The organism is Butyricicoccus faecihominis, from assembly GCF_024462775.1.
Taxonomy (GTDB): Bacteria; Bacillota; Clostridia; order Oscillospirales; family Butyricicoccaceae; genus Agathobaculum; species Agathobaculum faecihominis_A.
In genome coordinates, this window is the sequence record NZ_JANGCE010000009.1 from 75,414 (window position 1) to 98,469 (window position 23,056).

The window sequence follows — 23,056 nt, forward strand, 5'->3', positions numbered from 1 at the left end:
ACAGTGTGATTTCCTTTTCGTACACGCTGGTTTATAGGGCCGACTACCAAGTTTCCACATACTAAAATTCTGATTTTAGGTAAAAATTAAATATATTTCACAATAGAAAATCTGGTTAAAGGCTGGAAAATAAAAATGTTTCGTGCTATACTGTATGCGTATGAGTGGAAAATTCTCTGCAAAAGAAGCATGCGTTGCTTTGTAGGATTATGTAAATAAATATATAAATTAAATTACAAGGGGCGACGAGATGAAGGGTATCGTACTAGCAGGTGGAAGCGGAACGCGCTTGTATCCGCTGACAATGGTGACAAGCAAGCAGCTGCTGCCGATCTATGACAAGCCGATGGTGTATTATCCGTTATCCACGCTGATGCTGGCGGGGATACGGGATATTCTCATCATCTCAACGCCGCATGATTTGCCCAACTTCGAGCGCCTTCTTGGTGATGGCAGCCGCTACGGGATCCACCTCTCTTATAAGGTGCAGCCCTCGCCGGATGGTTTGGCGCAGGCGTTTATTCTTGGTGAGGAGTTTATTGAGAATGAACCTTGCGCAATGGTGTTGGGTGATAACATATTTTACGGCGCGGGGTTAAGTGAACGACTTAAGGCGAGTGTCGCTGACGCGCTAAATGGAAAAGCCACAATATTTGGCTACTATGTCAATGATCCTGAGCGCTTTGGCATTGTAGAATTTGATAAAGATGGTTGTGCAGTATCTATCGAAGAAAAACCGTCGGCTCCTAAGTCCAACTATGCTGTAACAGGATTATACTTCTATGATAAACGCGTCGTTACGTTAGCAAAGCAAGTTAGACCCTCTGAGCGTGGAGAACTGGAAATCACAGATTTAAACAGAATGTATCTTGAGCAAGGTTCTCTAAATGTTCAGATACTTGGCAGAGGATACGCTTGGCTTGATACCGGTACAATGGATACGTTGGTCGATGCCGCAGAATTTGTAAGAATGGTTGAGCAGCGGCAAGGAATTATGATTTCTGCACCGGAAGAGATAGCGTATCGCAATGGATGGATCGGAAAAGAAGAACTACTTGCTTCGGCAAACGTTTTTGGGAAAGCGGAGTATGGAAAATATTTAAAAACAGTTGCAGAAGGGAAGATGAGAATATGAAGATACTTGTGACAGGGGGCGCTGGCTTTATTGGTGGAAATTTTGTTCAGCATATGCTACATAATCATCCAGAACACAGTATATTGTGTATAGATGCATTAACATATGCAGGGAATATTGAGACATTGGCAACAGTGATAGATAACACGCGGTTTAAATTTATTAAAGCAGATATTTCAGATCGGGAGCTTATATATCAGGTTTTTGAGAAAGAAAGCTTGGATATAGTAGTTAATTTTGCTGCTGAAAGCCATGTTGATCGATCTATAGAAAATCCACAAATATTTTTGCAAACAAATGTTATGGGTACTCAAGTTTTATTAGATGCGTGCCGAAATTACGGAATAAAAAGGTATCATCAAGTTTCCACAGATGAAGTCTATGGAGATTTGCCGCTAGATAATCCTAATTTATTTTTTACAGAGACCTCGTCCTTACATGCCTCCAGCCCTTATGCAGCATCTAAGGCGGCAGCTGATTTGCTGTGTGGTGCATACCAAAGAACTTATGGATTACCGATTACCATTAGTCGGTGTTCTAATAATTATGGACCATATCAATTTCCTGAAAAATTAATTCCGTTAATGATTACTAATGCAGTGGCTGAGAAAGAACTTCCGGTATACGGAAACGGGGAAAATATTAGAGATTGGCTATATGTTGAAGATCACTGTATTGCCATTGATTTAATTTTGCAAAATGGTGAAATTGGACAGGTGTATAACATTGGCGGTCATAATGAAATGAGAAATATTGATATAGTTAAGATAATACTATCTATTCTGGGGAAACCGGAGACTCTTATAACCTATGTTAAGGACCGCAAGGGACATGATTTGCGCTATGCAATTGATCCTACGTTTATTCATGATCAGCTGGGGTGGTTACCTACTACAAAGTTTGAACAAGGAATACAAAAGACAATATCATGGTATTTAAATAATTCAAAATGGTGGAAAAACATTTTGGATGGATCATATCAGAAGAGCTATGAAACATACATGAGCTATATGAAAAAAACGGTGAGAAAAGCATGATAAAAGCAGCTATTCAGAAAGTGTATCGATATCGATGGCTTTTACAACAATTGGTTAATCGGGACTTAAAAGTAAAGTATAAACGATCATATTTAGGATATTTATGGAGTCTTTTAAATCCTTTATTGATGATGGTCGTTGTCTCTATTGTTTTTTCACAAGTATTTCGCTATGATATTGAAAATTTTCCATTATATCTTCTCTGTGGACAGGTTCTTTTCAACTTTTTTTCTGAAGCAACAACTATGGCTATGCATTCGATACAGCAAAGTGCGGGCTTAATAAAGAAGGTATATATGCCTAAGTATATTTTGCCGCTTTCGAAAGTTTGCTCTAGTTGTGTTAATCTGCTTTGGTCACTAGTAGCGATTATAATTATGCTATTGGTATCGCAAGTGACGTGGCATACGACAGTTTTGCTTTTTCCAATCCCGCTAATTTATCTCTTTCTTTTGAGTTATGGAATTGGACTTTTTATGTCGGTACTTGCGACGTACTTTCGTGATATGATTCATCTCTATAGCGTATTTGTACAAGCTTTAATGTATATGACTCCAATTTTTTATCCAGTCGAAGTATTACCGCCTGAAGCATTTGCCATTGTAAATTATAATCCACTTTATCATATTGCGACATACTTCCGAAAAGTAGTGCTGTGGGGAACATTGCCGTCCGTGCAAGATAATTTGATTTGCATTGCGTTTGCTGTTGGCGCTTTACTGATTGGAGGTATCGTTTTTAAAAAATACCAGAAGAATTTCTTACTATATATTTAAGGAATGAAAATGAAAATTATTGAAGTTAAAAACATGTCAATGCAATTCAACCTTTCGAGCGAAAAAATTGAAAGTCTAAAAGAATATGTGATAAAACTTTTACGTGGTAAACTAATGTTTAATGAATTTTATGCATTGAGAAATGTAACATTTTCGGTTGAAAAAGGCAGCGCGGTTGGAGTTTTAGGCGCAAACGGATCGGGAAAATCAACGCTGCTAAAAGTGATTTCAGGAATATATCCGCCTAGTGTAGGATCAGTGGAAGTAAACGGGACGGTAGCACCTCTTATCGAACTAGGTGCTGGCTTTGATCCAGATTTAACTGCGCGTGAAAATGTGTTTCTTAATGGTGCCGTCATGGGATTTCAAAAAGAATTTGTTAAATCAAAATATAATGAGATAGTTGATTTTTCAGAATTGCATGACTTTATGGATGTGCCAATTAAAAACTTTTCATCAGGTATGAGTGCAAGATTAGGATTTTCTGTTGCAACACTTGTCCACCCCGATATTTTAATTGTTGATGAGGTGCTGGGGGTTGGAGATGCGGCGTTTCAAAGAAAGTGTGAAGAAAAAATGCATGAATTACGTAGTGATGGGACAACCATGCTATTTGTCTCACATTCGATAGAGCAAGTCCGTGAGATATGTGATTATGCAGTATGGTTAAACCATGGAGAAGTTGCAATGCAAGGAAAGTGTGCAGCGGTATGTGATGCCTATGAGCACTGGAGTCTTACACATACAGCTTTTGAGTAGTGAAAAATGGAATTGATTACGGTGATTATACTGAGTTACGGTGAGAGTAGTCAGTATAAACAGACATTATTATCTGTCTTAGGGCAGGATTATCCCAATATTGAGCTAATAATATCAGATGATGCGTCAGAGACATTTGAGCAAGAAAGAATTCAAAAGTTTATAGAACAGAATCGTCGTGGTAACATTCAATCTGTTGTTGTCCGAAAAAATGCTAATAACGTTGGCATACCGCGTCATAATAATATAACGGCTTCATTGGCACATGGTGAGTATATCAAGTTTATTGCAGATGGGGATCGCTTTGTTTCCTCAAAATCATTAAGAACGCTCCGGGACTTTGCTATTCTATTCGATGAGGACATTGTTACATCACCTTGTATTGTAACTGATGCTGAACATAAACATAATCTGTACATGTTTCCGTCTAAAAGTCGTATAAAAACAATTAATTTGTCGCCAAACTTGTTTGAAGTATTAGCGTATTCAAATATTCTCAGTGCAGTAGGAATGTTATATAAACGAACTTTTTTTTGTGATGGCGGTTTTGATGAAAGCTACTATTACTTGGAAGATTGGCCAACTTGGCTGCGAGTTGCGCGAACTGGAAAGCGAATACCATGCTACGAAGCACCTATAATGCGCTATGCCCTTTCAGGAATTAGCAGTAAGGGAGGATCTGCATTTGAGTCTTCCCTACTGCGACCGGATATGATTTTATGTTACCACAAGGAAATATTTCCGTATTCCAAGCAACTATCAAAACGTACGATGAGAGCTGTTAATTATCAGTACAGATATCTTTGCGGAAAGCTACCAAAATGGTCAGAGTGGCGATTCGTACTAAAACGAATCGTGAAAAGGACCATAAAAAAATTAATTTTTTGCAGGAGTGTTAAATGAACAAGCCATTATTTTCGGTTGGTATTATTTCCTACAACCAAAAAGAATATATTTTTGATTGTATCGATTCAATATTGAGGCAAAATTATCCCGCAATTGAATTAATTATTGCCGATGACCATAGCTATGATTTTGATATAAAGAAAATAGAAACATATATTAAAACGAATTCCCGGTCAAATCTCGTGCGAGTTGAAGTATTCTCTAATTCTGAAAATATTGGAATCGTAAAAAATTGCAATAAATGCATTGCGCATATGTCAGGGGTATATATTAAAACAATTGCTGCTGATGACGCTTTCTATAGTAATGACACGTTATCCAAAATGCAAAGATTGTTGGTTGATCCGGAAAAGCCTATTATTTGCGCGCGCGCAAAAGCAATAACAAATGAAGGCAAACCAACACAGGACATATATCCTACAGACTATGATTTTACCCTAATTTCAGATATGACTACACAAGAGTTATACACATATATGATTACGCGTCCGTGGTGTCCGATTTTTGCACCCTGTGTCTTTATGACAAAATCTTTTTTTCAAAAAATGGGAGGCTATGACGAAAATTTTGTGTATACAGAAGACTGGCCATTTTGGATACATATTGTTCGATCGGGTTATCACATCACTTTTTCAAATGAAATAACAATTCGTTATCGTTACGGGGGAATTTCAAATCAAAGCACAAACGAATTTGCGGTGAACCATCTACGTGCAAGGCACTATTTGGAATGCGCGCAAATATTAGAAAAAGAGATACCTTATCTTAAAAAGCATGGAACATATAATCAGGTTCTTAGGTGTAAATATAGCGCTAAGGCGATAAAAATGCGCCGGGAGCTTGAATTCTTCTGGTCAACAGCTAGCTTCAAACATAAATTGATTTTTAGAATTAAAATGGCCCCAACCTTATTATATATAAAGTTAATGTCTGCGATTACGCACCATTCACGCTTTCATATAAAACAGGAGTGCTTGGCTCTATGTGTGCTTGGTGTGTTGTACAAAGCACCGATACAGTCGTGTCAGTGGGATCAACAAGGGAAATGGCTGGCAGCAGCTATTTTGCTTTTAGCGATATTAGTGATTATAAAAATAGTAGCTAATGCAGTACTTTCCTTATTATCTATGCGCGCTAAAATCAAAACCTGCTTACGATGAAGGTGAGGGTAAAAATGACGTCACTGGTAACTATTGTCGTATTATGTTATAAAAATTTTAAATATATTTATCAAACGTTAGATTCTGTATTCGCACAGGATTATGAAAACATAGAACTGATTATTTCTGATGATGGCTCTGCCGACTTTCCGGAGGAAAGAATACGAACATATGTTGAGCGACATTGTACACCACAAATAATATCTTGGAAAATTAATCGCAATGAAAAGAATGTAGGAACTGTTAAACATTTAAATATTGTCTCCAGAATGGCACGAGGAGAGTACTTTATAAGCGTCTCTGCGGACGATATGATAGATCACGAAGACGTAATTTCCAGATGTGTTAAAAAATTGTCATCCAAGTCTGAAGCCGATATTTTAATGACGCAGACAGCTATGTATGATGAAAAAATGAAACATATACTTTACTATTTTGTGCAACCTCATATCCGGGATATATTGCTGCATCAACAAACTAGTAATGCATTATATAATGAATTGGTGCAGCATCCATACCTTCCATCTGTGAGCACCTTTTTTTCACACACATTTTTCGAAAAATATGGATATTTTGATGAAAGCTATGATTTAATTGAAGACTGGTCCTTACACTTGAAGCTGGCAAGAAAACATGTTCCGATAATGTATTGTGATTTTGTGTCTATACGACATAGAAGCGGTGGTATTAGTCATGGCAATTCAACTGGGAATAGTCAAAGCTATAAACGATATTTACAGGATTTACAGAAAACCTATTGTAGAGAAATTCAGCCGTACTTAAATCAGGTGACCCCAGAGATAAGAGAGCAGGTGCGACATAAACATCATTTGGATTCAGCATGGATTGATTGGCAAACCAAATACAAAGGACATGGCATAAAAGGCTTGTTTCTTTACCTGATTCATAATTTTGATATTGAGGTCTATAAACACATACCTGATATTTATTATAAAGCGAAAGGAAAACAGTGGATTCCACTAATTGTAGGATTAATCCTGAGTTGTTTTGGAGGATGGTTTGCCTCTATTCTTGGGGAGAGCAGCGTATTATTGTTTTCTTATGATATGGGGATTACTGCAGCGTTTACAATAGTTTTATCTTTGTTTTCAAACTTACTTATAATAGGGGGACTTTTATTTTTGGTTCTATATTATCTTGCTGCGGCTTTTAGTATGGTAATAGGAAATATGCAGCTCTATTTTTAAATACAGAATGAAATTTAATGCACAAGAGGAAAGATTTAAGGAGTAAAAATCATGAAACATAGTTTTTGCGCAGAGTATAAAAATTGTAGAATTCGCCCCGTACATTATGAAGATATAGAGTTGTTTCGTATATGGCGAAACAACGAAGCATTATCTAGATATTTAACTCCTGTGGGGGAAATTACGCGAGAGATGCAAGATGAATGGTACAGAAAAAATCAAAAAGATGAGGACATCGTTACTTTCGCGGTTGATGAGACCGAAAATTTTAATCGCATGATAGGGTCTGCATCGTTGTACAATTTCTCTGAAGGACAAGCGGAGATTGGGAAAACAATCATTGGAGATGATCAAGCTCGTGGGAAGTCCCTTGGATTCTATAGTGAATTGATGGCTGTATATATTGGGTTTCAAAAATTGAATCTTGAGAGAATTATAGCAAGAATTCACGAAGACAATGTGGCTAGCATCAAGCGGTCTAAACGTTTGGGATATATAGTAACAGGGCAACATCCTTTTATCAGTGGTGGAAATGAATTGGAATTAACGACAACGAAAGCTCATTTTCAAGAAGTCCACCCTTACCTAAGTGAAATAAAAATTTTTGATGAACAAGTATGCATTTAAATCAATAAGACACCCAAGCATTTTGGGAAGGGGTGACTAATAATGAATATCAAAATGATCCGCTTTAAAAAAATAGGTAATGACGTCGGGCATCTTACCCCTGTTGAAGGTGAGTTGGATATTCCATTTTCCATTCGCCGCGTATATTACATAACCTGTGTCCCCAATGGTGTAACTCGAGGTTTCCATTCGCATCGATCGCTTGAACAAGTATTGATCTGTCTAAGCGGTAGCGTAAAGGTTAGAGTGCAAACACCTTTCGAAGAACAAGTGATCCAATTAGGCGATTCTGCAGAAGGCCTTTATATAGGACATATGGTGTGGAGAGAAATGTTTGATTTTTCTGAAGGAACGGTGCTGATGGTATTAGCGAGCGAACATTACAGCGAGTCGGATTATATTCGAGATTACAAAATATATGAAAAGGAAGCTGTTGCCTATTTTGATGACAAAGGAGGAGAATGATGAAAATTCCATTTGCTACATTCGAGCGTATGCATGCTACGATCAAACAAAAGATAATGGGAGCATTTGAATCATGCTATGACAAAGGATGGTTCATTCAGGGTGAAGAATATAAAAAATTTGAACAAGAATTTGCCGATTACTGCACTACAGCGTATGGAATCGGCGTTGGAAATGGTATGGATGCTCTTTATCTGGGGTTAAGGGCGTTGGGTATTGGTCCTGGCGATGAGGTGATTGTTCCATCGCATACATTTATTGCAACAGCTCTAGCTGTAAAATATGCAGGCGCAAAACCTGTGTTTTGCGAAGTTAGCCCAGAAACCTATACAATGAATCCGCGCTTCATAGAAAGTTGTATTACTAGTCACACGCACGCAATCATCCCGGTGCATTTATATGGACAAGCATGTGATATGGATAAAATATGCGAAATTGCAAAAAAAAACAATTTGTTTATCGTAGAGGACTGTGCACAGGCGCATGGAGCAATATACAAAGGGAAAAAGGTAGGCTCATTTGGTGACGTAGGAGCTTTTAGCTTTTATCCAGGGAAAAATCTTGGTGCCTTGGGCGATGCGGGAGCTATAACTACTTCAAATCAGGATATTGCGACAAAAATTAGAGCATTGGGATGCTATGGGTCGAGTAAAAAGTATATACACAGATACGCAGGAATAAATTCAAGATTAGATGAATTGCAAGCAGCCTTTTTACGAATAAAGCTGCAATGTTTGGATGAATGGATATTGGAACGGCAAGCAATCACCAATAAATATTTGCAAGCAATTAATAACGAAAAAATTTTTCTTCCTCAAATAGGGGAAGCACGTAATCATGTTTGGCATTTATTCGTTATCCGTTGCAATGAACGTAATCGCTTGCAAATGCATTTGAAAGATAGAGGGATTGAAACAATGATCCATTATCCTATTCCCATGCATTTACAAAGGGCACTTTCTGATTTGGGGTTGCATAAGGGGGCATATCCTGTAGCGGAGCATTTGGCTGAAACTGTCTTATCGTTGCCACTTTATATCGGCATGACCGACGAAGAGATAAGCTATGTGGTAGATGCAATTAATGCATTTTAGTGGGTTTAAAAAATGAATAAAGACAAATTATATCGCATTGCAGGAATTAATATTGCTTGTGCATTTTTGGTTTTTTTATTTAACTGTCATATCCACTTGCATGTCCACTACTTCATTCTAACTTCCTTTATTAGTAAAGGCGCAACAGCAATGACAGGCTTCTTCATGGTTAGCGGATTTGTTTTGTTTCGACTTTACAGCAAAACTGATTTTACAGAGCAAGGGACTTCTGTGTTATTTTATAAAAATAGGATATTTTCTTTTTATCCGCTCTATTTGGCCGTCTATTTACTTTACTTAGTGTTTTTTAATTGGAATACACTATTTGAAAATCTCATGCTTGCTCCAATCGAATTGATATTGCTCCAATCTTTTTTCGACTCTCTTTTCCCCATGCTTCATAATGGAGGAACGTGGTTTTTATCCTGCCTACTATTTTGTTTCATAGTATTCCCTTTTTTACAAGAAACAATTAAGCGACTTCGTAAATACTTAAGCTCAATTATATGCCTACTAATAGGCGGTTCGATTTTATTCCCATTTATTGTATCTGGGTTGGGATTAGGATCGATTTTTTCGTCACCGTTTATGCGACTTGTAGAATTTAGCATAGGTATGATAATCGCAGCAACATATGGTGGTAGCTCTAGAGGTAATTTTGGAATTAAACTATTTATGCTTGCCTTGACTTACATTGTAGGGGTCACGTTGTTAAATAAAATTTCAATCTTTACAAATGATTATCCACTATATAACATTATATCCATACCAATATTTGCACTATCCTTATTTTGGGCGGACTCTTGCGGTCCATGTTCGCTAGATATAATCTTGAAAAGTCGATTTGTCACCTTATTAAATAAAGCTCTAATTTCATTTTACATGGCACAAATTTTTACATTTCCGATTGTAAATGGACTTTCCCAAAATTTTCAGAAACACACTAACTGGATAAACTTGGGGGGCGCGCTTGCAATTAATGTTTTAATAGCTTTTGTGTTTTATTATGGTATAGAAAAACCAGCTCGAAAATACTTGCATAGCAAGTATATTACTGGTTAAAAATTTTGTGCTATTTCAGTTGTTCCGGAGAGCCTTGGAACATTATTGCCTCCATCCCGTACTCCTTCGCCGCCTTTACGTTTTCCGGCATGTCGTCGATAAAGAAGCATTCCTCGGGAACTAAATCAAACTTTTCGCAGAGCCGTGCGTAGATTTTGGGGTCGGGTTTGGCAAGATGCTCGTTAGAGGAGACTAATATGCCATCCATCAGCTCGAATACGGGATATTGCGGGGCGATCTGCCAGAAGCGAGGGCTGAAATTGCTGAGCACATAGGTATGATAGCCGCGCGCGCGGAGCGCGGGGACAAGGGCGGCGGTCTCCTCGATCAGGGACAGGCATTCGGGCCAGCGGCCAAAGGCAAGAGCAATATCGCTGGCAAGTTCGGGATGCGCCGCGGTGAAGCGGGCAAGTGCTTCTTCGTCCGTAAGCGCGCCCGAATCCAGCATCGGCCATTCGGGACCAGCAAAAATGATTGGATAAAGTGCTTCCGCGCGTTCCGGTTCAAACAGCGTATGCAGCCATTTGAGGGGCTCGAAACGCAGCAAAACCTGCCCTACATCAAATATGATATTGCGGATCATGCGTGCTCTCCTTTCTGGGGGGCAATTTTTTTACAATTTTTCTGAATTGACCACACGAGACAGTGTCATAAGCAGGATCTTTACATCAAACAGCAACGACCAATTTTCGATGTAATAAATATCATGCTCAATGCGCGCTTGGATCGAAGTGTCGCCACGGTAGCCGTTCACCTGTGCCCAGCCGGTAATACCGGGGCGTACCTGATGCTTGACCATATAAAGCGGCACGCTTTCTTTAAACTGATTGACGAAATAGGGCAGCTCGGGCCGTGGACCGATGAGGCTCATATCGCCTTTTAGCACGTTGAAAAACTGCGGTAACTCGTCAATGGAAAATTTGCGCAGAAAAGCGCCGAACTTGGTCTTGCGGGGATCAACATCACGGCTCCAGCCGGTCGTCTGCTTCGCGTTGACGCGCATGGAACGAAACTTATACATTTGAAACGGTTCTTTGCCGCGGCCCACGCGTTCCTGCTTAAAAATAATCGGCCCGGGCGAGGTCAGCTTGACGCCGATTGCAGCGATCAGCATAAGCGGCGACGTTAAAACGATGAGGACCAGTGAACCAACGATATCGACCGTACGCTTCAAAAACGCATTGCCGATATTATCAAGCGGAATGTGGCGCAGGTTGACGAGCGAAACGCCGCCGATCTCGTCGATCACCGGATGCGCAGGCATAAATTTCGTGTAAAATGGGATCAGCGACACCTTGACGCCGTCTTTTTCGCACGAAGCGATGATTTTTGCCAAATAAGGATAGTCGTCCGCCTCGAGCGCAACAACGACTTCGTCCGGCTTCAGGCGGGTCAGAGTGGAAGGGAGGGCTTCGTATCCCCCTCGGTAAGGGAGACCGGAAAGCTTGTCGTGCCGGGCGATATAACCGTTTACTTCAAAGCCTAGATCGCGGTTCTGCGCGAGTGCGTCCAGATACCCCTGCGCCAGTTCGCCCGAACCGACCAGCAATACATGCTTTAAGTTATACCCCTTTTTTCGGTAAAACCGCAGCATGCGGCGCATGAGCCAGCGCTTAGCGGTGACCGAAATCGTGCTGATGACAAAGAACACGATCAGCACCCAACGGGAAGGATGCATTTTATTTAAAATAAAGAAGGCGGCCATCAGCACACCCGCGCCAAGAAAGTTCGCGCGCAGCAGCAGACTGAACTCTGAAATAAAGTTTTTGGAGCGGAATGATTCATAAAGGCCGAACAAGCCATATAACAGCAAAAATAGTGGCAGAGCTATCAAAATGGCGCAAACATAAAAGGATAGCCCCAGATGTCCCGGCTCGCCATGGAAAAAATAGAAACGGATAAAGTAAGCGAGCATCATGGACAAAATGAGCATTAAGCCGTCAGTAACGCCGTTTAAGCGGTTAAGCAGCGTTTGATTTTCTTTAACCAAGGCGAATCCTCCCCCTGAAAGGCTTTTTGTATTCGATACCCAGTATAACATAATCTGTCGAAAACAGCCATAGCAAATTGGGGAAACCCTGCCTTGACACAGGAGAAACGATGCGATAAGATACTTACATATGAAATTAAAGCGATAAAGTGCAAAAAAAGGAGGTCGTTCGGTTTCTGTGAAAAAAAAAGTATTGTATACGGCTTCCACTTTTGGACATTTAGCCACCTTCCACCAGCCCTATATGCGCTGGTTTGCTGAGCAGGGCTATGAGGTTCACGCTGCGGCGGGGGGCGAAAAAAAAACGCTGGCTGGCGTCAGTCGATTGATCGAGCTGCCGTTTGAAAAAAAGATGACCGCACCCGCTAATTTTCGCGCTGCCGGTATATTGGCGCGATTGATGCGAGAAGAGGGGTATGCACTGGTCAGCACACACACCGCTCTTGCCGCGTTTTTTACCCGCTTGGCATTGCGCCGCGCGGGCAAGAGCGATACCGTAATGATGAATACCTCGCACGGCTATCTGTTCGACGCGGAGACAGCTGGCGCGAAGCGCTGGCTGCTTTTGGGCGCTGAGCGGCTGTGCGCGCCTGTGACCGACTATGTGCTGACCATGAACCGGCAGGATGAAAGGATCGCAAGGCAATACCATTTAGGCAAAGCGATCGTGCAAACACCCGGCATGGGGGTGGATTTTTCCCGATTCGCGCCAGCGAACGCAGAGCAGCGAAGCGCGGCTCGCAAGGCGTTCGGTTTTTCCGCGGAACAAGTGATATTGGTATATCCCGCTGAGTTTTCCGGGCGAAAAAATCAACGGATGCTGATCGAGGCGCTGCCTTCCTTGCCGGAGAACGTCGGTTTGCTGCTGCCGGGCCGGGGGGAACTGCTGGAAGCCTGCGTTTCGCTTGCCGCAGAACTGGGCGTGAGCGGGCGGGTTGTATGTCCGGGGTTTATGTCCGATGTGGAAATGTGCTATCACGCTGCCGATCTCGCTGTTTCCGCAAGCAGAATAGAAGGGCTGCCTTTTAATCTCATGGAAGCGATGCACTGTGCCCTGCCGGTTGTGGCCAGTCGGATCAAGGGGCACGAGGACTTGGTCATAGACGGTGAAAACGGCCGGCTCTTTCCTTATAATAATAAGGAAGCATTTGTGCAGGCGGTTTGTTCTTTGCTCAGTGTGCAGCAACGCGCGGCGATGGGACAAGCCGCAAGGCGTTCGGTAGAATGCTATGGTTTGCCTACGGTTTACCCCAAGTTGATCGAAATATACGGCAGCGCGCTTGCGGGGCATTCTTCACAGTAGGCTTTGCACGATTGGATAAAATATGGTACAATAACCGCAGTGCGGCTAAAGGCACTGCATGGAAACAATGGTACTGCCAGCGGCGCTTGACACAGGAGAAAATCTTAAGCGTTGCGGCAGTGCTATCATGAAGGACGTATCAATTCTTTCTGGAGGTAATCAAGATATGGCAACGAAGCCGATACAGGCTAAAAAGAAAAATGGGGTGGTGCTCTGCGTACTGATGGCGGCGTTGCTGTTTTTCGTCACCGCCTTCACGCAGAATGGCAGCTACTTGACGGAAAAGGTGGTGGGCTTCGTCAGTCTGGCGGTCACCCTATGTATGGTAGCCTTTGCGGATAAAAAGCGCATCAAGCGGCTGTTCACACCGGTCGGCTTCGCGGTATTTGCCTATGTGCTGCTTTGCGGTATCTCTACCTTATATGCACGCTCCGGTAAATTCGCAATCGCGGAGTTTTCCTGCGTGCTGGCGGCATTTGGGTTCTATATCGGCATCACCCTGTATGCGAAGGAATCCGCTGTTTCTTTCCGGCGTGTCGCGGCAATTTTGGCAGCGGCTTGCGCTCCGGTCGGTATCCTGTCGATCGACGCGGCGTCTTCCAACCTTTTGATGCGGCCGTTTCGTGCACTGATGACCGTGATGAACGCCGGCTATGGCGACACAGGCGCGTCCTTCTATGCGCGTCTGCATACCATCTTCGGCAACCCGAACATTTACGGCGGCCTGATGGCGATGGCCTGCCTGCTGTCGCTCTATCTCGCCTTGACGGCGGATACCAACCGGCAGCGTGTGCTTTGCGGCATTTTGTTGACGGTCAATACGGTTTCTTATTTGCTGGCGTTTTCAATGGGTTCGCTCGGTGTGTTTGCACTGGCCTGCGTGTTGATGCTTGTGCTCTGCCCCAAGGAGAGCCGCATGTCTTTGTTTCTGCTGCTGGTGCAAACCGCGGTAGTGGCGCTGGCTGCCGGCATGGTGGCGGCGCGCGGCTTTAGCGACACCGTGTCCGGATCGTTGCTGCCGCTGATCGTTTTGATCGCGGGCTGCGTTGTTTTCTGTCTGCTGGAGGTATTTGTTCGCGCCCGCGTAACGGAGGCGTTTCAGGGCAAGGGCAAGCTGATGCTGATCTTGGCGGCTGTGCTGGTCGTGGCAGCAGCGGCTTATCTGGTTGCGGGCCTTAATGTGACCGGCGCCTACACCTTCCGTGAAACCTCTGATTTCACCCGTACCGCTGACCTCGGGGCGGGTGAATACACGCTTGCCGTCGAGGCTTCCGCGCCTGTAAACGTGCGCGTGGCCTATAAGAACACGAACAATTTGATTCAGAATACCGATACGGAACTTGCGACCGGGACCTCCGACGCGCCGGTGGCGTTCACCGTACCGGAGAACAGCGAATTGGTATTTGTCACCTTTTCGGGCGGTACGCCGGGAGTTACGATTGAAACCGCAGCATACAGCGGCGCGGCGAGCGGCGACCTGAAGCTGGGCTACAAGCTGCTGCCCGCCTTCATCGCCGACCGTATTCAGGACCTTTCCGCGAATGGTAACGTTGTGCAGCGCGGTGTTTACCGACAGGATGCGCTTCGCCTGTTCGCGACCTCGCCGATTATTGGCCGTGGTCTGGGCGGCTTTGAAAATGGCGTCGTTTCCGTGCAGGACTACTATTATGAGACTAAGCACGCGCATAACCACTATGTTGAGGTGCTTTGTAATCTAGGTGTTTTGGGCCTGCTCGCTTATCTGGCGGTTCTCGGTACGGCGATTTGGAGTTTTGTGAAAAGCCGTAAAGCAAAGCCGTTGATCGTGATGCTGCTTGCGGCGTGTGTGCTACAGATGTTTGGTCAGGCGACGACGGACGTCATCTGGTCGGTCGGCGGTTGCTTGCCGATGTTCTTCTCCGTGCTGGCGCTTGTTACGCTGTACTGCGGCGACAGCCTGCGTTTAAAGGTACCGGAAAAGGATAAGGGAACGGCGGTCCGCGCGCCGCTGATCGCGGGCGCGAGTATCTTTATTATATTGCTTGGCCTGAATCTGTTTGCGCAGATCTCGATGTACGGTGAAAATCTGACGCTGGACACGCTCAAGAATTGCGCGGCGATCGACTTCTTTGAAGCGAACGACTATAAGCTTTCCTATCTGCTCTCGGGCGGTGATGAAGAAGGCGTGGCGGATAAATATGCCGCTGATCTGCAAAAGGCAGAGTCAAACTCTATTGCAGTTCCTCTGGCACAGTACTATGCGAGCACCGGTCGGTTTTCTGATGCGCTGGACACGTTGGATAAAGGCGCGGCTTATGTCAGAGCCGATGCGATGGTTTGGCAAAACGTGTTTAAAATTTATGAAAGCATAATCGATCCGGTCGGTCAGATGAACGCGGTCCAGTTGCTACAGGATAAGACACAATATGTGGACCGTATGGTAGGCACCTATGAAAAGCTACGTGCATTAAACGAAAAGCAACTGGATAATTTGATGCTGACCGTTCAAAACAATACCTTTGTAGGCAAGTTGTTAGCGGTTTCTGCGATCGAACCATATGAAATAAAACCGGCGCTTAACATTTTCTCTAATATGGTCATCGATACCGCGTATGCGGCTGACTGTGATGTGGACGGTGCACCTGATTGCGCACTGACGCTGGAAGGGGCGGTTGCATGGAATGGCGATGGCTCGTTTACAGCGCAGACAGACAGTTTGGTGCAGTTGACGTATACGATCAAAAGCGACGGCGATTATCGACTGACGGTGCAGTCTGGCGATCTGTCTGGTGTGGAAGCGTATTTTGGCGACTCGCCTGTATCGCTGGATTCTGCAGGAAACAGCGTTGAGACCAATCATGAACTGAATGGCGATACTGAGAAGACGATTGCGGTACGCGTCAAACAGGGCACTACAGTAAATCGGATCCTGTATACACGAAACAGCGAGAACGCATAATTTTTTGTGAAATGTGACCGGCGGGTAATAATGACCCGCCGGTCACTGCAATATTACACCTGTGTTACGTCGCGATTCAATCGCTTGACGGGGCGAAAACGGTATGGTACGATAGACAACGTAAAAGGGAGACATCCCAAAATTTTAAGGAGGTAACTTACCTATGAAGAATCTCAAAAAGATTCTGGCGCTGGTACTGGCGTTCGCTTGCGCGTTCACCATGTTTGCTGGTGCTGCGTCCTTCAGCGATTCGGCAGATATCAAAAATACCGAAGCTGTAGACATGCTCAACGCTCTTGGTGTAATCAAGGGCTATCCGGACGGCACGTTTAAGCCGCAGGCAAATGTGCTGCGCGCTGAAATGGCCAAGATGATTTACACAATCCGCAATCAGGGTAACGATAATGCCGATGGCTACAAGACCATCAGCAGCACGTTCACTGATTTGGGCGACTCTTCGATCGCCTACGCTGCTGGCTATATCAAGTACTGCCAGACGCAGGGCATCATCGCCGGCAAGTCCGCAACCAAGTTTGCGCCCAAGGAAAACGTAACTGTTTCCGAGACCGCGAAGATGGCTCTGACCCTGTTGGGTTACGATGCTACTAAGGCCGGTCTGGTAGGTCATGGCTGGGAGAACAAAACGCTGGCTCTGGCAAACGAGAACGGCCTGCTGGACGGCGTTAACGGCGCTGTGACCGCTGCCGCTACCCGTGACGATGCTGCACAGGTTCTGTACAACGCGCTGAATGCCGATACCGTTAAGTGGGATGCTGATTCTTCCACTTATGTAAAGGTTGAAACGCAGGGTCTCGAACTGATGAACAATCCGTCCCAGTGGGTCACCGTTACCAAGAACGAGACCATGGGTAAGAAGTGGATGAAGCTTGACACGGTTGAGAGCAAGACCAATTCCAACATTGTCACTGCTGTTGAAAAGGAAGATGGCCGCGATACTTATAAGGTAACCGTTGCCGGTCAGACCTTCACCCGTGTTGAGAAGGACTACTCTGATCTGATGGGTCAGGATGTTAAGATCATGATCAAGGACAATGATAAGTCCAAGGTCTACGGCCTGTATGCTGGCGAGGACACCAAGGTTCTGGCTACCGGCTACGTCGGCGGTCTGGATACGGATGGCACGGCTACCGATAAGGTTAAGCTCAATGACGTATCTTACAAGCTGAATCGTACCCTGACCACTCAGAGTGCCTATGCGTTCAATAAGGACACAACGGCAGTTTCTTTGAATGATCTGGTAACGATGGGTAAGACCACGAAGGCTGCCAAGGCGACTAACGGTGTTGCTGCTCAGGTTAAGTTGATTGACAATGATGGCGACGGCAAGGCCGATTACGTTTCCTATGTTCCTTCCAAGGTAGGCAAGGTTACTTCTGTAACCAAGACCGCTGTCAACGTAAACAATACGGTCGGTCAACTCAAGTTCGATGACGACGATATTTACGAAGGCATTGCCAAGGATGAATATGTAGCCTTCATCGACGGGGACAACACCGCCAGCACGAAGGATACGCTGGTTAAGCTTGACAAGATTACCGCTAAGGCTCAGGCAACCCGTACCAACGAAGTAAAGATCAATGACTCTTGGTATAAGATTGCGCTCGATATGGGCGTTTCTGTTACCACAGGCAACACCTATGATCTGTATGTTGTGGGCAATTTTGTTGTCAGTGCAGACGAAACCGCTGCTGAATCGACCAGTGTTGCTTATATCTCCGCTATCGACAATAAGGCTGATGGCAGCGATGTAGATATGGTTACCGGCGAGCATACCGGCACTCTGGATGCACGTATGTACTTCCAAGACAACACCAACGCAGTTGTTAAGATCTCCAAGGTTGACGGCAACAAGATCGTTAAGGCTAGCCCCTCCAGCGACGAAGTTATGTATAACGACGCTAGCGTTCCGAGTGCCAGCTCGCTTGTCACTTACAGCAAGCTCTCTGACGGCACTTATGACGTTAAGATCGTTAGCTCTTCCAACAAGGCTGGCTTCAAGAGCTATGTGACTCCGTCCGTTATGAGCGGCTCGTCCAACGGTGTTTATTACAAGCAGAAGATCGGCGGCATGTCTATTATGGATGATGCAACCATCTTTGTTCAGACTGGTAAGGAAACCAAGGTGCTGACTGGCAAGCAGGTTAAGAACTGGTCTGATACGGTTAATCCGCTCGTGTTCTCCGGCGCTGTCCTGACAAAGGAAAGCAACGGCATTGCTTATGTTAAGGTAGCATCCTTGACCGCTTCTCAGTCCAATAACGTACCTGGCTCCGGCAAGGATACGCTGTATGCTTACCTTGTTTCCGATGCAGCACAGGCTGACAAGAACGGTGAGAAGAAGGTTGCGTTTGATGTTTGGACTGCTGACGGAGCAAAGACCCTGTATGAAGACACCAGCTCTGTCAATGGCTCTGCTATTGCTGGCACATTAATTTCCTACACGGTTAACGGCGACTTCATCGAGCAGATTAGCTACAACCCGGGCTACGCGGTTGCAGTAACCGGCTTCGATGGCGCTAAGGAAGGCGAAATCAGCTTCTACTACGCGAATAGCGCAACCCAGCAGTACACGCTGGATGAGGATTGCGTATTCATCGCGGTCAACGACAAGGATACCAAGGGTATGGAAGGCGGCATTGAGTCTGTCCCGTCCTCTGCTGAAGAGAATACGGCAGGCACCGCTTACTACACCAACGCTCGGATCGTACTGAACAGCGACGGTGACGTAGCTGCTATCCTCTACGATCTTGAGAACAACAAGATGTATCCGGAAGTTACTTACAATAAGTAAAACACATTCTATATTGTAAGATAATATGCAAAAAAGGGCCCCCGAGTGTATGCTCGGGGGCCCTTTTTGCGCAGTAATCAAATTTTTTGTACTGTCTTACTTAGCGAACAGATTCTGGGTATCAACGATAACAACCTTAACGTTGTTATTCGAATCGACTGCATAAGCAATGTTCGCTAGCTTCTGATTGTCGTTGTTCTCAGAAGCTTCCTGGAATTCGCCGTCGGTAGCACCATCCGCATTATCCGTATCAACAAACAGGACTACGGAGTCGTGGTCATCCTTGCTGATGTTCAGCGTAAACGCCGTGCTCGAAGCAACCCAGTCGCCATTGTTCTTGGTGGCAACATAGCCAGTCAGCGTGCCTTCAATATCCTTAGCGTTGTAATCGTAACCGGTCACAACACCACGCGTCAGGCTGCTGCCAAGCGTATAAGTGTTTTCGATATCGTGAGTGCCATTGGAGTTGCTAGAGTACTCTACCACATCGCCCTCGGTCAACGCATCGCCGTCTTCAACCTTCAGGGTCAGTTCCTCAGTACCGTTCCAGACCTTGGTGGTCGTGTAATCAGTGTCATCCTCAGAGATCCAGCGAGAGGACTCGACAACATAGCCGTAGGTGATATCCTTGCCGCCGGACATATTCTCCTTGCCCAGATCCGCGAAGACAACCTTAGCATACTGCATACCGTTGCTCTTGGAGGACAGAGCCTGCGAATCAAACTTTGCAGATTCCTTCCAATTCTTCAGAGCGGAGCCAGTGATAACCTGATAATCATCGCCACCCTTGGCCTTAACATAGACAGTAGCGTCGCTGGAGATATAGTAGATGGAATCGGAATCGGACTTCGCAGTAAACTTATCGTTCTTAACGCTGTTAGCCGACTCCTTGGCAAATTGGTCGTAACCAGCCAGATTGGACTTGCTAATCGCTTCCAGCACATACTTGCTGCCGGATTTCTTGTAAGAAACGAGCTGATCAAACTTCTCGCTGGTTTTATTAAAGCCAGCAAGGATACCCTCGCTCTTAGCAATTACGACTTCGTCCTTGCCATCCGGGAAGATCAGGCGGGCTTCGATTTCATCGTCGTTCGCAGAAGTCTTCTGAGCCGCCTTGACCAGCAGAGCTACATCGGTAGCTCCGGCTTTGGCGTCGTCAACATAAACGATGTAGCCGTTCTTTACAACAACCGCCACGGTGTCCTTCAGCGCGATCTCTTCATTGCCAGCATGGCCATCCTTGATGTCCATAGCCATCTCGTACCAGTTGCCGTCGATCATAACGCTGTAATCGTCATTCTTGATGCCATTCTTGGTAGAGGTGATCTTGCCTTCAACGATATCAAGCTTCTCAACGAGCTGCTTATCATCGGCGAAATTGTTCTTGTTGTAAACAACAACGTAATCGTCCTTCTTCAAGTCGGACGGATAGTTGGAGGAATCCGTATCAATCTTGTCGAACGTACCGCCGGATACCTTGGAGGTGTTGATATAATCCTTACCAACATAGGTGACCTTAGCAATCGAACTGGTCTTAACGCTCAGTTGGCTAATCTTGTCATTATCAGACAGAGTCGTTGCGGTGAAAGTCTTGCTAAGACCCTTGACGGAATCAACATAGTTGCGCAGCTTTACATCGGTGTCATAACCGATCTTATAGGAGCCGTCTTCCTTGACCACCGCCTTGGTGGAAATGCTGTACTTGCTGCCGTCGAACTTTAGCTTGCTGCTGTCGATTTCAAAAGCGCCGAGCAGGCCGGAAAGAACGTCGCTGTCTTCGGTCGCGTAAACGCCGTAAACCTTGTCCTTAGCTTTGTACAGAACCTTGACTTCCAGATCGCGCAGCGAGGAGTAATCCTTCGCAACAGCGGTGAAGCTGGAGTCGTACTTTTTGTTGTCTTCGGTGCCTACATTGGTGCTGTCATCCTTGTTGTCAGCGGACTGGTCAAGAGTAATCTTGAAAGTATTTTTGCCGCTTTCTTTGGAAATGGTGGTCAGCGTGCCAACAGCCTTCTTCAGCCCCATGTACTTCTCACCGATAGTGGGATAGTAGTTGCCGATGATGTTCATGTTGGAGTACTCGCCGTCGGTCATCTTCACCGTATAAGCGTCAACTGCATTAAACATCATCTGTGCTGCGCCGTCGCGGCTGAATGCCAGCTTCAGCGGATCGGTTACTTCGTCTAGCAAGCCGTTTTCGTCTGCCAGAGCGGTAGTGCGCTGACCCCAGCCGGTACCAACCAGCTTAGCCTTAGTCGCATCGTAGCCCAGAGTCACAAGCAGCATCTTGGCGGCCTCTTCGCCGGTTACAGTCGCGTCAGGATCGAACTTGGTAGCAGACTTGCCGGCAATAATGCCCAGCGCTTCGCAGTACTTGATGTAGCCTGCGGCCCAAGCACTCTTGGAAGTGTTCAAGTCTACAAACTTGGTCGTAGTGTTCTTGTACGCTTCAGCGTTATCGCTGCCAGTACGCAGAACGTAGATCATTTTTGCCATTTCAGCACGGGTGATCGTACCCTTCGGCTGGAAAGAGCCATCTTTGTAGCCATTGATGACACCCAGCGCGGACAAAACGTCTACGGCTTCGCTGTTCTTAATGTCAGCTTCATCTGTAAACGCAGCACCAGCAAACATGGTGAACGCGCAAGCGAACGCCAGTACCAGCGCCAGAATCTTTTTGAAATGGCCTACATATGAATTTTATCCTGTTGTACATCGCGGAATAAAAGAAAAACTCCGAAATTTGAAACAAATCATGGAGTTTTTCTTTTGCTATATAAACTTGTAGATTTGTCGAACTACTTCGATATTGGAGGCAACAGCTTTTTACAAATAGCTTCATATTGGTCTTGCGCCGAAAGACAGGTATCGATCAGGTAACCCTTTTCGCGTCCTGCCTGATATTCTTGCAAACCGCGATAATAGAAAGCTTGATGCTGTGTATCAATAATAAACGGCATAATATTATATTTAAGACATTCTTTAAACATGATGAGACGACCGACGCGCCCATTACCATCTTGGAATGGATGAATCGCTTCAAATTTCGCATGAAAGTCAACAATATCCTCTATTGTAATCGTCACTTTTGCAAGATATTTTGATAACAAATGCTCCATAGCAGAATCCACATCGTCAGGCGCAGTTGTTTCGTGTCCGCCAACCTCGTTTGGTAAGAGTTTATAGTCGCCTACTTTAAACCAACTCTTACGAGCATCTGATGTGCCGCGCTTCAACTGCTTATGAAACTGCTTAATGAGGTTTGAAGATAGTAGTTCCTCAGCATTCTTCAGCATAAAGTCAAATAACTGGAAATGATTTTGGGTCTCAATAATATCATCAATATTAACCGCTTGATCTTGTTCAGAAAAAAGTGTATTTGTTTCAAAAATAGATCGCGTTTGGTCTTCGGATAATTGGCTGCCTTCTATTCGGTTGGTATTGTACGCCATGAGTATTTGAGTTTTATGGTATAACCCACCGCGATAGTTCATGCTCATTTCCTCTCGGAGCGTTTTAAGTATTAGATTATCCATTGAAAACTCCTTTATTTACGGTCTGCTATATGATTTGAAATACTGAATAATTTCATTATACCAATTTTGCTCCAAACTAACAAGCGAGTCTATAAAACACCAACATTAAATTTTCAAATAAATTAGAAAAACCAAGGTTTTATCTTTAACATATCGGTTCAATCGAATAAATTATTCCCTTGCAGGCCATTTCAAAAAGATTCTGGCACTGGTACTGGCGTTCGCTTGCGCGTTCACCATGTTTGCTG

General features: G+C 44.5%; 18 protein-coding genes. 14 read left to right on the forward strand and 4 right to left on the reverse strand.

Annotation, left to right across the window (positions count from 1 at the left end; all coding sequences use genetic code 11):
- The first annotated feature begins 250 nt into the window (after window positions 1-250).
- From rfbA to NE562_RS07000, 11 genes are read left to right on the forward strand one after another with little or no spacing between them, the layout of a single operon-like run.
- Window positions 251-1,135 (forward strand): glucose-1-phosphate thymidylyltransferase RfbA, encoded by an 885-nt coding sequence (gene rfbA / locus NE562_RS06950; RefSeq protein ID WP_280961689.1) that lies wholly within the window; start codon window positions 251-253, stop codon window positions 1,133-1,135.
- Window positions 1,132-2,172: a dTDP-glucose 4,6-dehydratase gene (rfbB, locus tag NE562_RS06955; protein ID WP_280961690.1), complete on the forward strand. Its 1,041-nt coding sequence runs from the start codon at window positions 1,132-1,134 to the stop codon at window positions 2,170-2,172. Before rfbA ends, rfbB begins: the two co-directional genes overlap by 4 nt.
- The gene (locus NE562_RS06960) at window positions 2,169-2,948 is read left to right on the forward strand and encodes an ABC transporter permease (RefSeq protein ID WP_280961691.1); all 780 of its coding nucleotides are present in this window, start codon (window positions 2,169-2,171) and stop codon (window positions 2,946-2,948) included. Before rfbB ends, NE562_RS06960 begins: the two co-directional genes overlap by 4 nt.
- A gap of 3 nt (window positions 2,949-2,951) precedes the next feature.
- On the forward strand, window positions 2,952-3,707 hold the full coding sequence (locus NE562_RS06965) for an ABC transporter ATP-binding protein (protein ID WP_330645867.1): 756 nt from the start codon (window positions 2,952-2,954) through the stop codon (window positions 3,705-3,707).
- A gap of 6 nt (window positions 3,708-3,713) precedes the next feature.
- Window positions 3,714-4,610 (forward strand): glycosyltransferase, encoded by an 897-nt coding sequence (locus tag NE562_RS06970; RefSeq protein WP_280961692.1) that lies wholly within the window; start codon window positions 3,714-3,716, stop codon window positions 4,608-4,610.
- Window positions 4,607-5,773: a glycosyltransferase gene (locus NE562_RS06975; RefSeq protein ID WP_280961693.1), complete on the forward strand. Its 1,167-nt coding sequence runs from the start codon at window positions 4,607-4,609 to the stop codon at window positions 5,771-5,773. Before NE562_RS06970 ends, NE562_RS06975 begins: the two co-directional genes overlap by 4 nt.
- A 14-nt stretch (window positions 5,774-5,787) precedes the next feature.
- Complete coding sequence (locus NE562_RS06980) at window positions 5,788-6,981, forward strand: glycosyltransferase (RefSeq protein ID WP_280961694.1); 1,194 nt, start codon at window positions 5,788-5,790, stop codon at window positions 6,979-6,981.
- A 51-nt stretch (window positions 6,982-7,032) separates the two neighbouring features.
- The gene (locus tag NE562_RS06985) at window positions 7,033-7,608 is read left to right on the forward strand and encodes a GNAT family N-acetyltransferase (RefSeq protein ID WP_280961695.1); all 576 of its coding nucleotides are present in this window, start codon (window positions 7,033-7,035) and stop codon (window positions 7,606-7,608) included.
- Between the two features lie 42 nt (window positions 7,609-7,650).
- The gene (locus NE562_RS06990) at window positions 7,651-8,073 is read left to right on the forward strand and encodes a sugar 3,4-ketoisomerase (protein WP_305147399.1); all 423 of its coding nucleotides are present in this window, start codon (window positions 7,651-7,653) and stop codon (window positions 8,071-8,073) included.
- Entirely contained in the window at window positions 8,070-9,167 is a 1,098-nt protein-coding gene (locus tag NE562_RS06995) for a DegT/DnrJ/EryC1/StrS family aminotransferase (RefSeq protein WP_330645868.1), read from the forward strand. The genes NE562_RS06990 and NE562_RS06995 overlap by 4 nt, the downstream gene beginning before the upstream one ends.
- A gap of 12 nt (window positions 9,168-9,179) precedes the next feature.
- Window positions 9,180-10,229 carry an acyltransferase family protein gene (locus tag NE562_RS07000; protein WP_280961696.1) on the forward strand — a complete coding sequence of 350 codons (1,050 nt, stop codon included), beginning with the start codon at window positions 9,180-9,182 and terminating at the stop codon, window positions 10,227-10,229.
- A gap of 10 nt (window positions 10,230-10,239) precedes the next feature.
- Here NE562_RS07000 and NE562_RS07005 read toward each other — a convergent pair whose 3' ends face one another.
- Window positions 10,240-10,812, reverse strand: a complete 573-nt coding sequence (locus tag NE562_RS07005) for an HAD family hydrolase (RefSeq protein ID WP_280961697.1) — start codon at window positions 10,810-10,812, stop codon at window positions 10,240-10,242.
- A gap of 30 nt (window positions 10,813-10,842) precedes the next feature.
- Window positions 10,843-12,219, reverse strand: coding sequence for an undecaprenyl-phosphate glucose phosphotransferase (locus NE562_RS07010; protein ID WP_280961698.1), 1,377 nt, complete (start codon window positions 12,217-12,219; stop codon window positions 10,843-10,845).
- Between the two features lie 178 nt (window positions 12,220-12,397).
- Between NE562_RS07010 and NE562_RS07015 the strand changes: the two genes are divergently transcribed.
- The 3 genes from NE562_RS07015 (at window position 12,398) to NE562_RS07025 (ending at window position 19,272) form a co-directional block, all read left to right on the forward strand.
- Complete coding sequence (locus NE562_RS07015; RefSeq protein ID WP_280961699.1) at window positions 12,398-13,522, forward strand: glycosyltransferase; 1,125 nt, start codon at window positions 12,398-12,400, stop codon at window positions 13,520-13,522.
- A gap of 166 nt (window positions 13,523-13,688) precedes the next feature.
- Entirely contained in the window at window positions 13,689-16,460 is a 2,772-nt protein-coding gene (locus NE562_RS07020; RefSeq protein WP_280961700.1) for an O-antigen ligase family protein, read from the forward strand.
- Window positions 16,461-16,623: 163 nt separating this feature from the next.
- Complete coding sequence (locus tag NE562_RS07025) at window positions 16,624-19,272, forward strand: S-layer homology domain-containing protein (RefSeq protein ID WP_280961701.1); 2,649 nt, start codon at window positions 16,624-16,626, stop codon at window positions 19,270-19,272.
- 96 nt (window positions 19,273-19,368) lie between these two features.
- On the opposite strand, the gene NE562_RS07030 is transcribed toward NE562_RS07025, so the two are convergent.
- Both NE562_RS07030 and NE562_RS07035 read right to left on the reverse strand, forming a co-directional pair.
- A complete protein-coding gene (locus NE562_RS07030) occupies window positions 19,369-21,906 on the reverse strand; it encodes an S-layer homology domain-containing protein (protein ID WP_280961702.1) in 2,538 nt (845 codons plus the stop codon).
- A 164-nt stretch (window positions 21,907-22,070) separates the two neighbouring features.
- Complete coding sequence (locus tag NE562_RS07035) at window positions 22,071-22,766, reverse strand: Fic family protein (RefSeq protein WP_280961703.1); 696 nt, start codon at window positions 22,764-22,766, stop codon at window positions 22,071-22,073.
- Window positions 22,767-23,056: the final 290 nt, after the last annotated feature.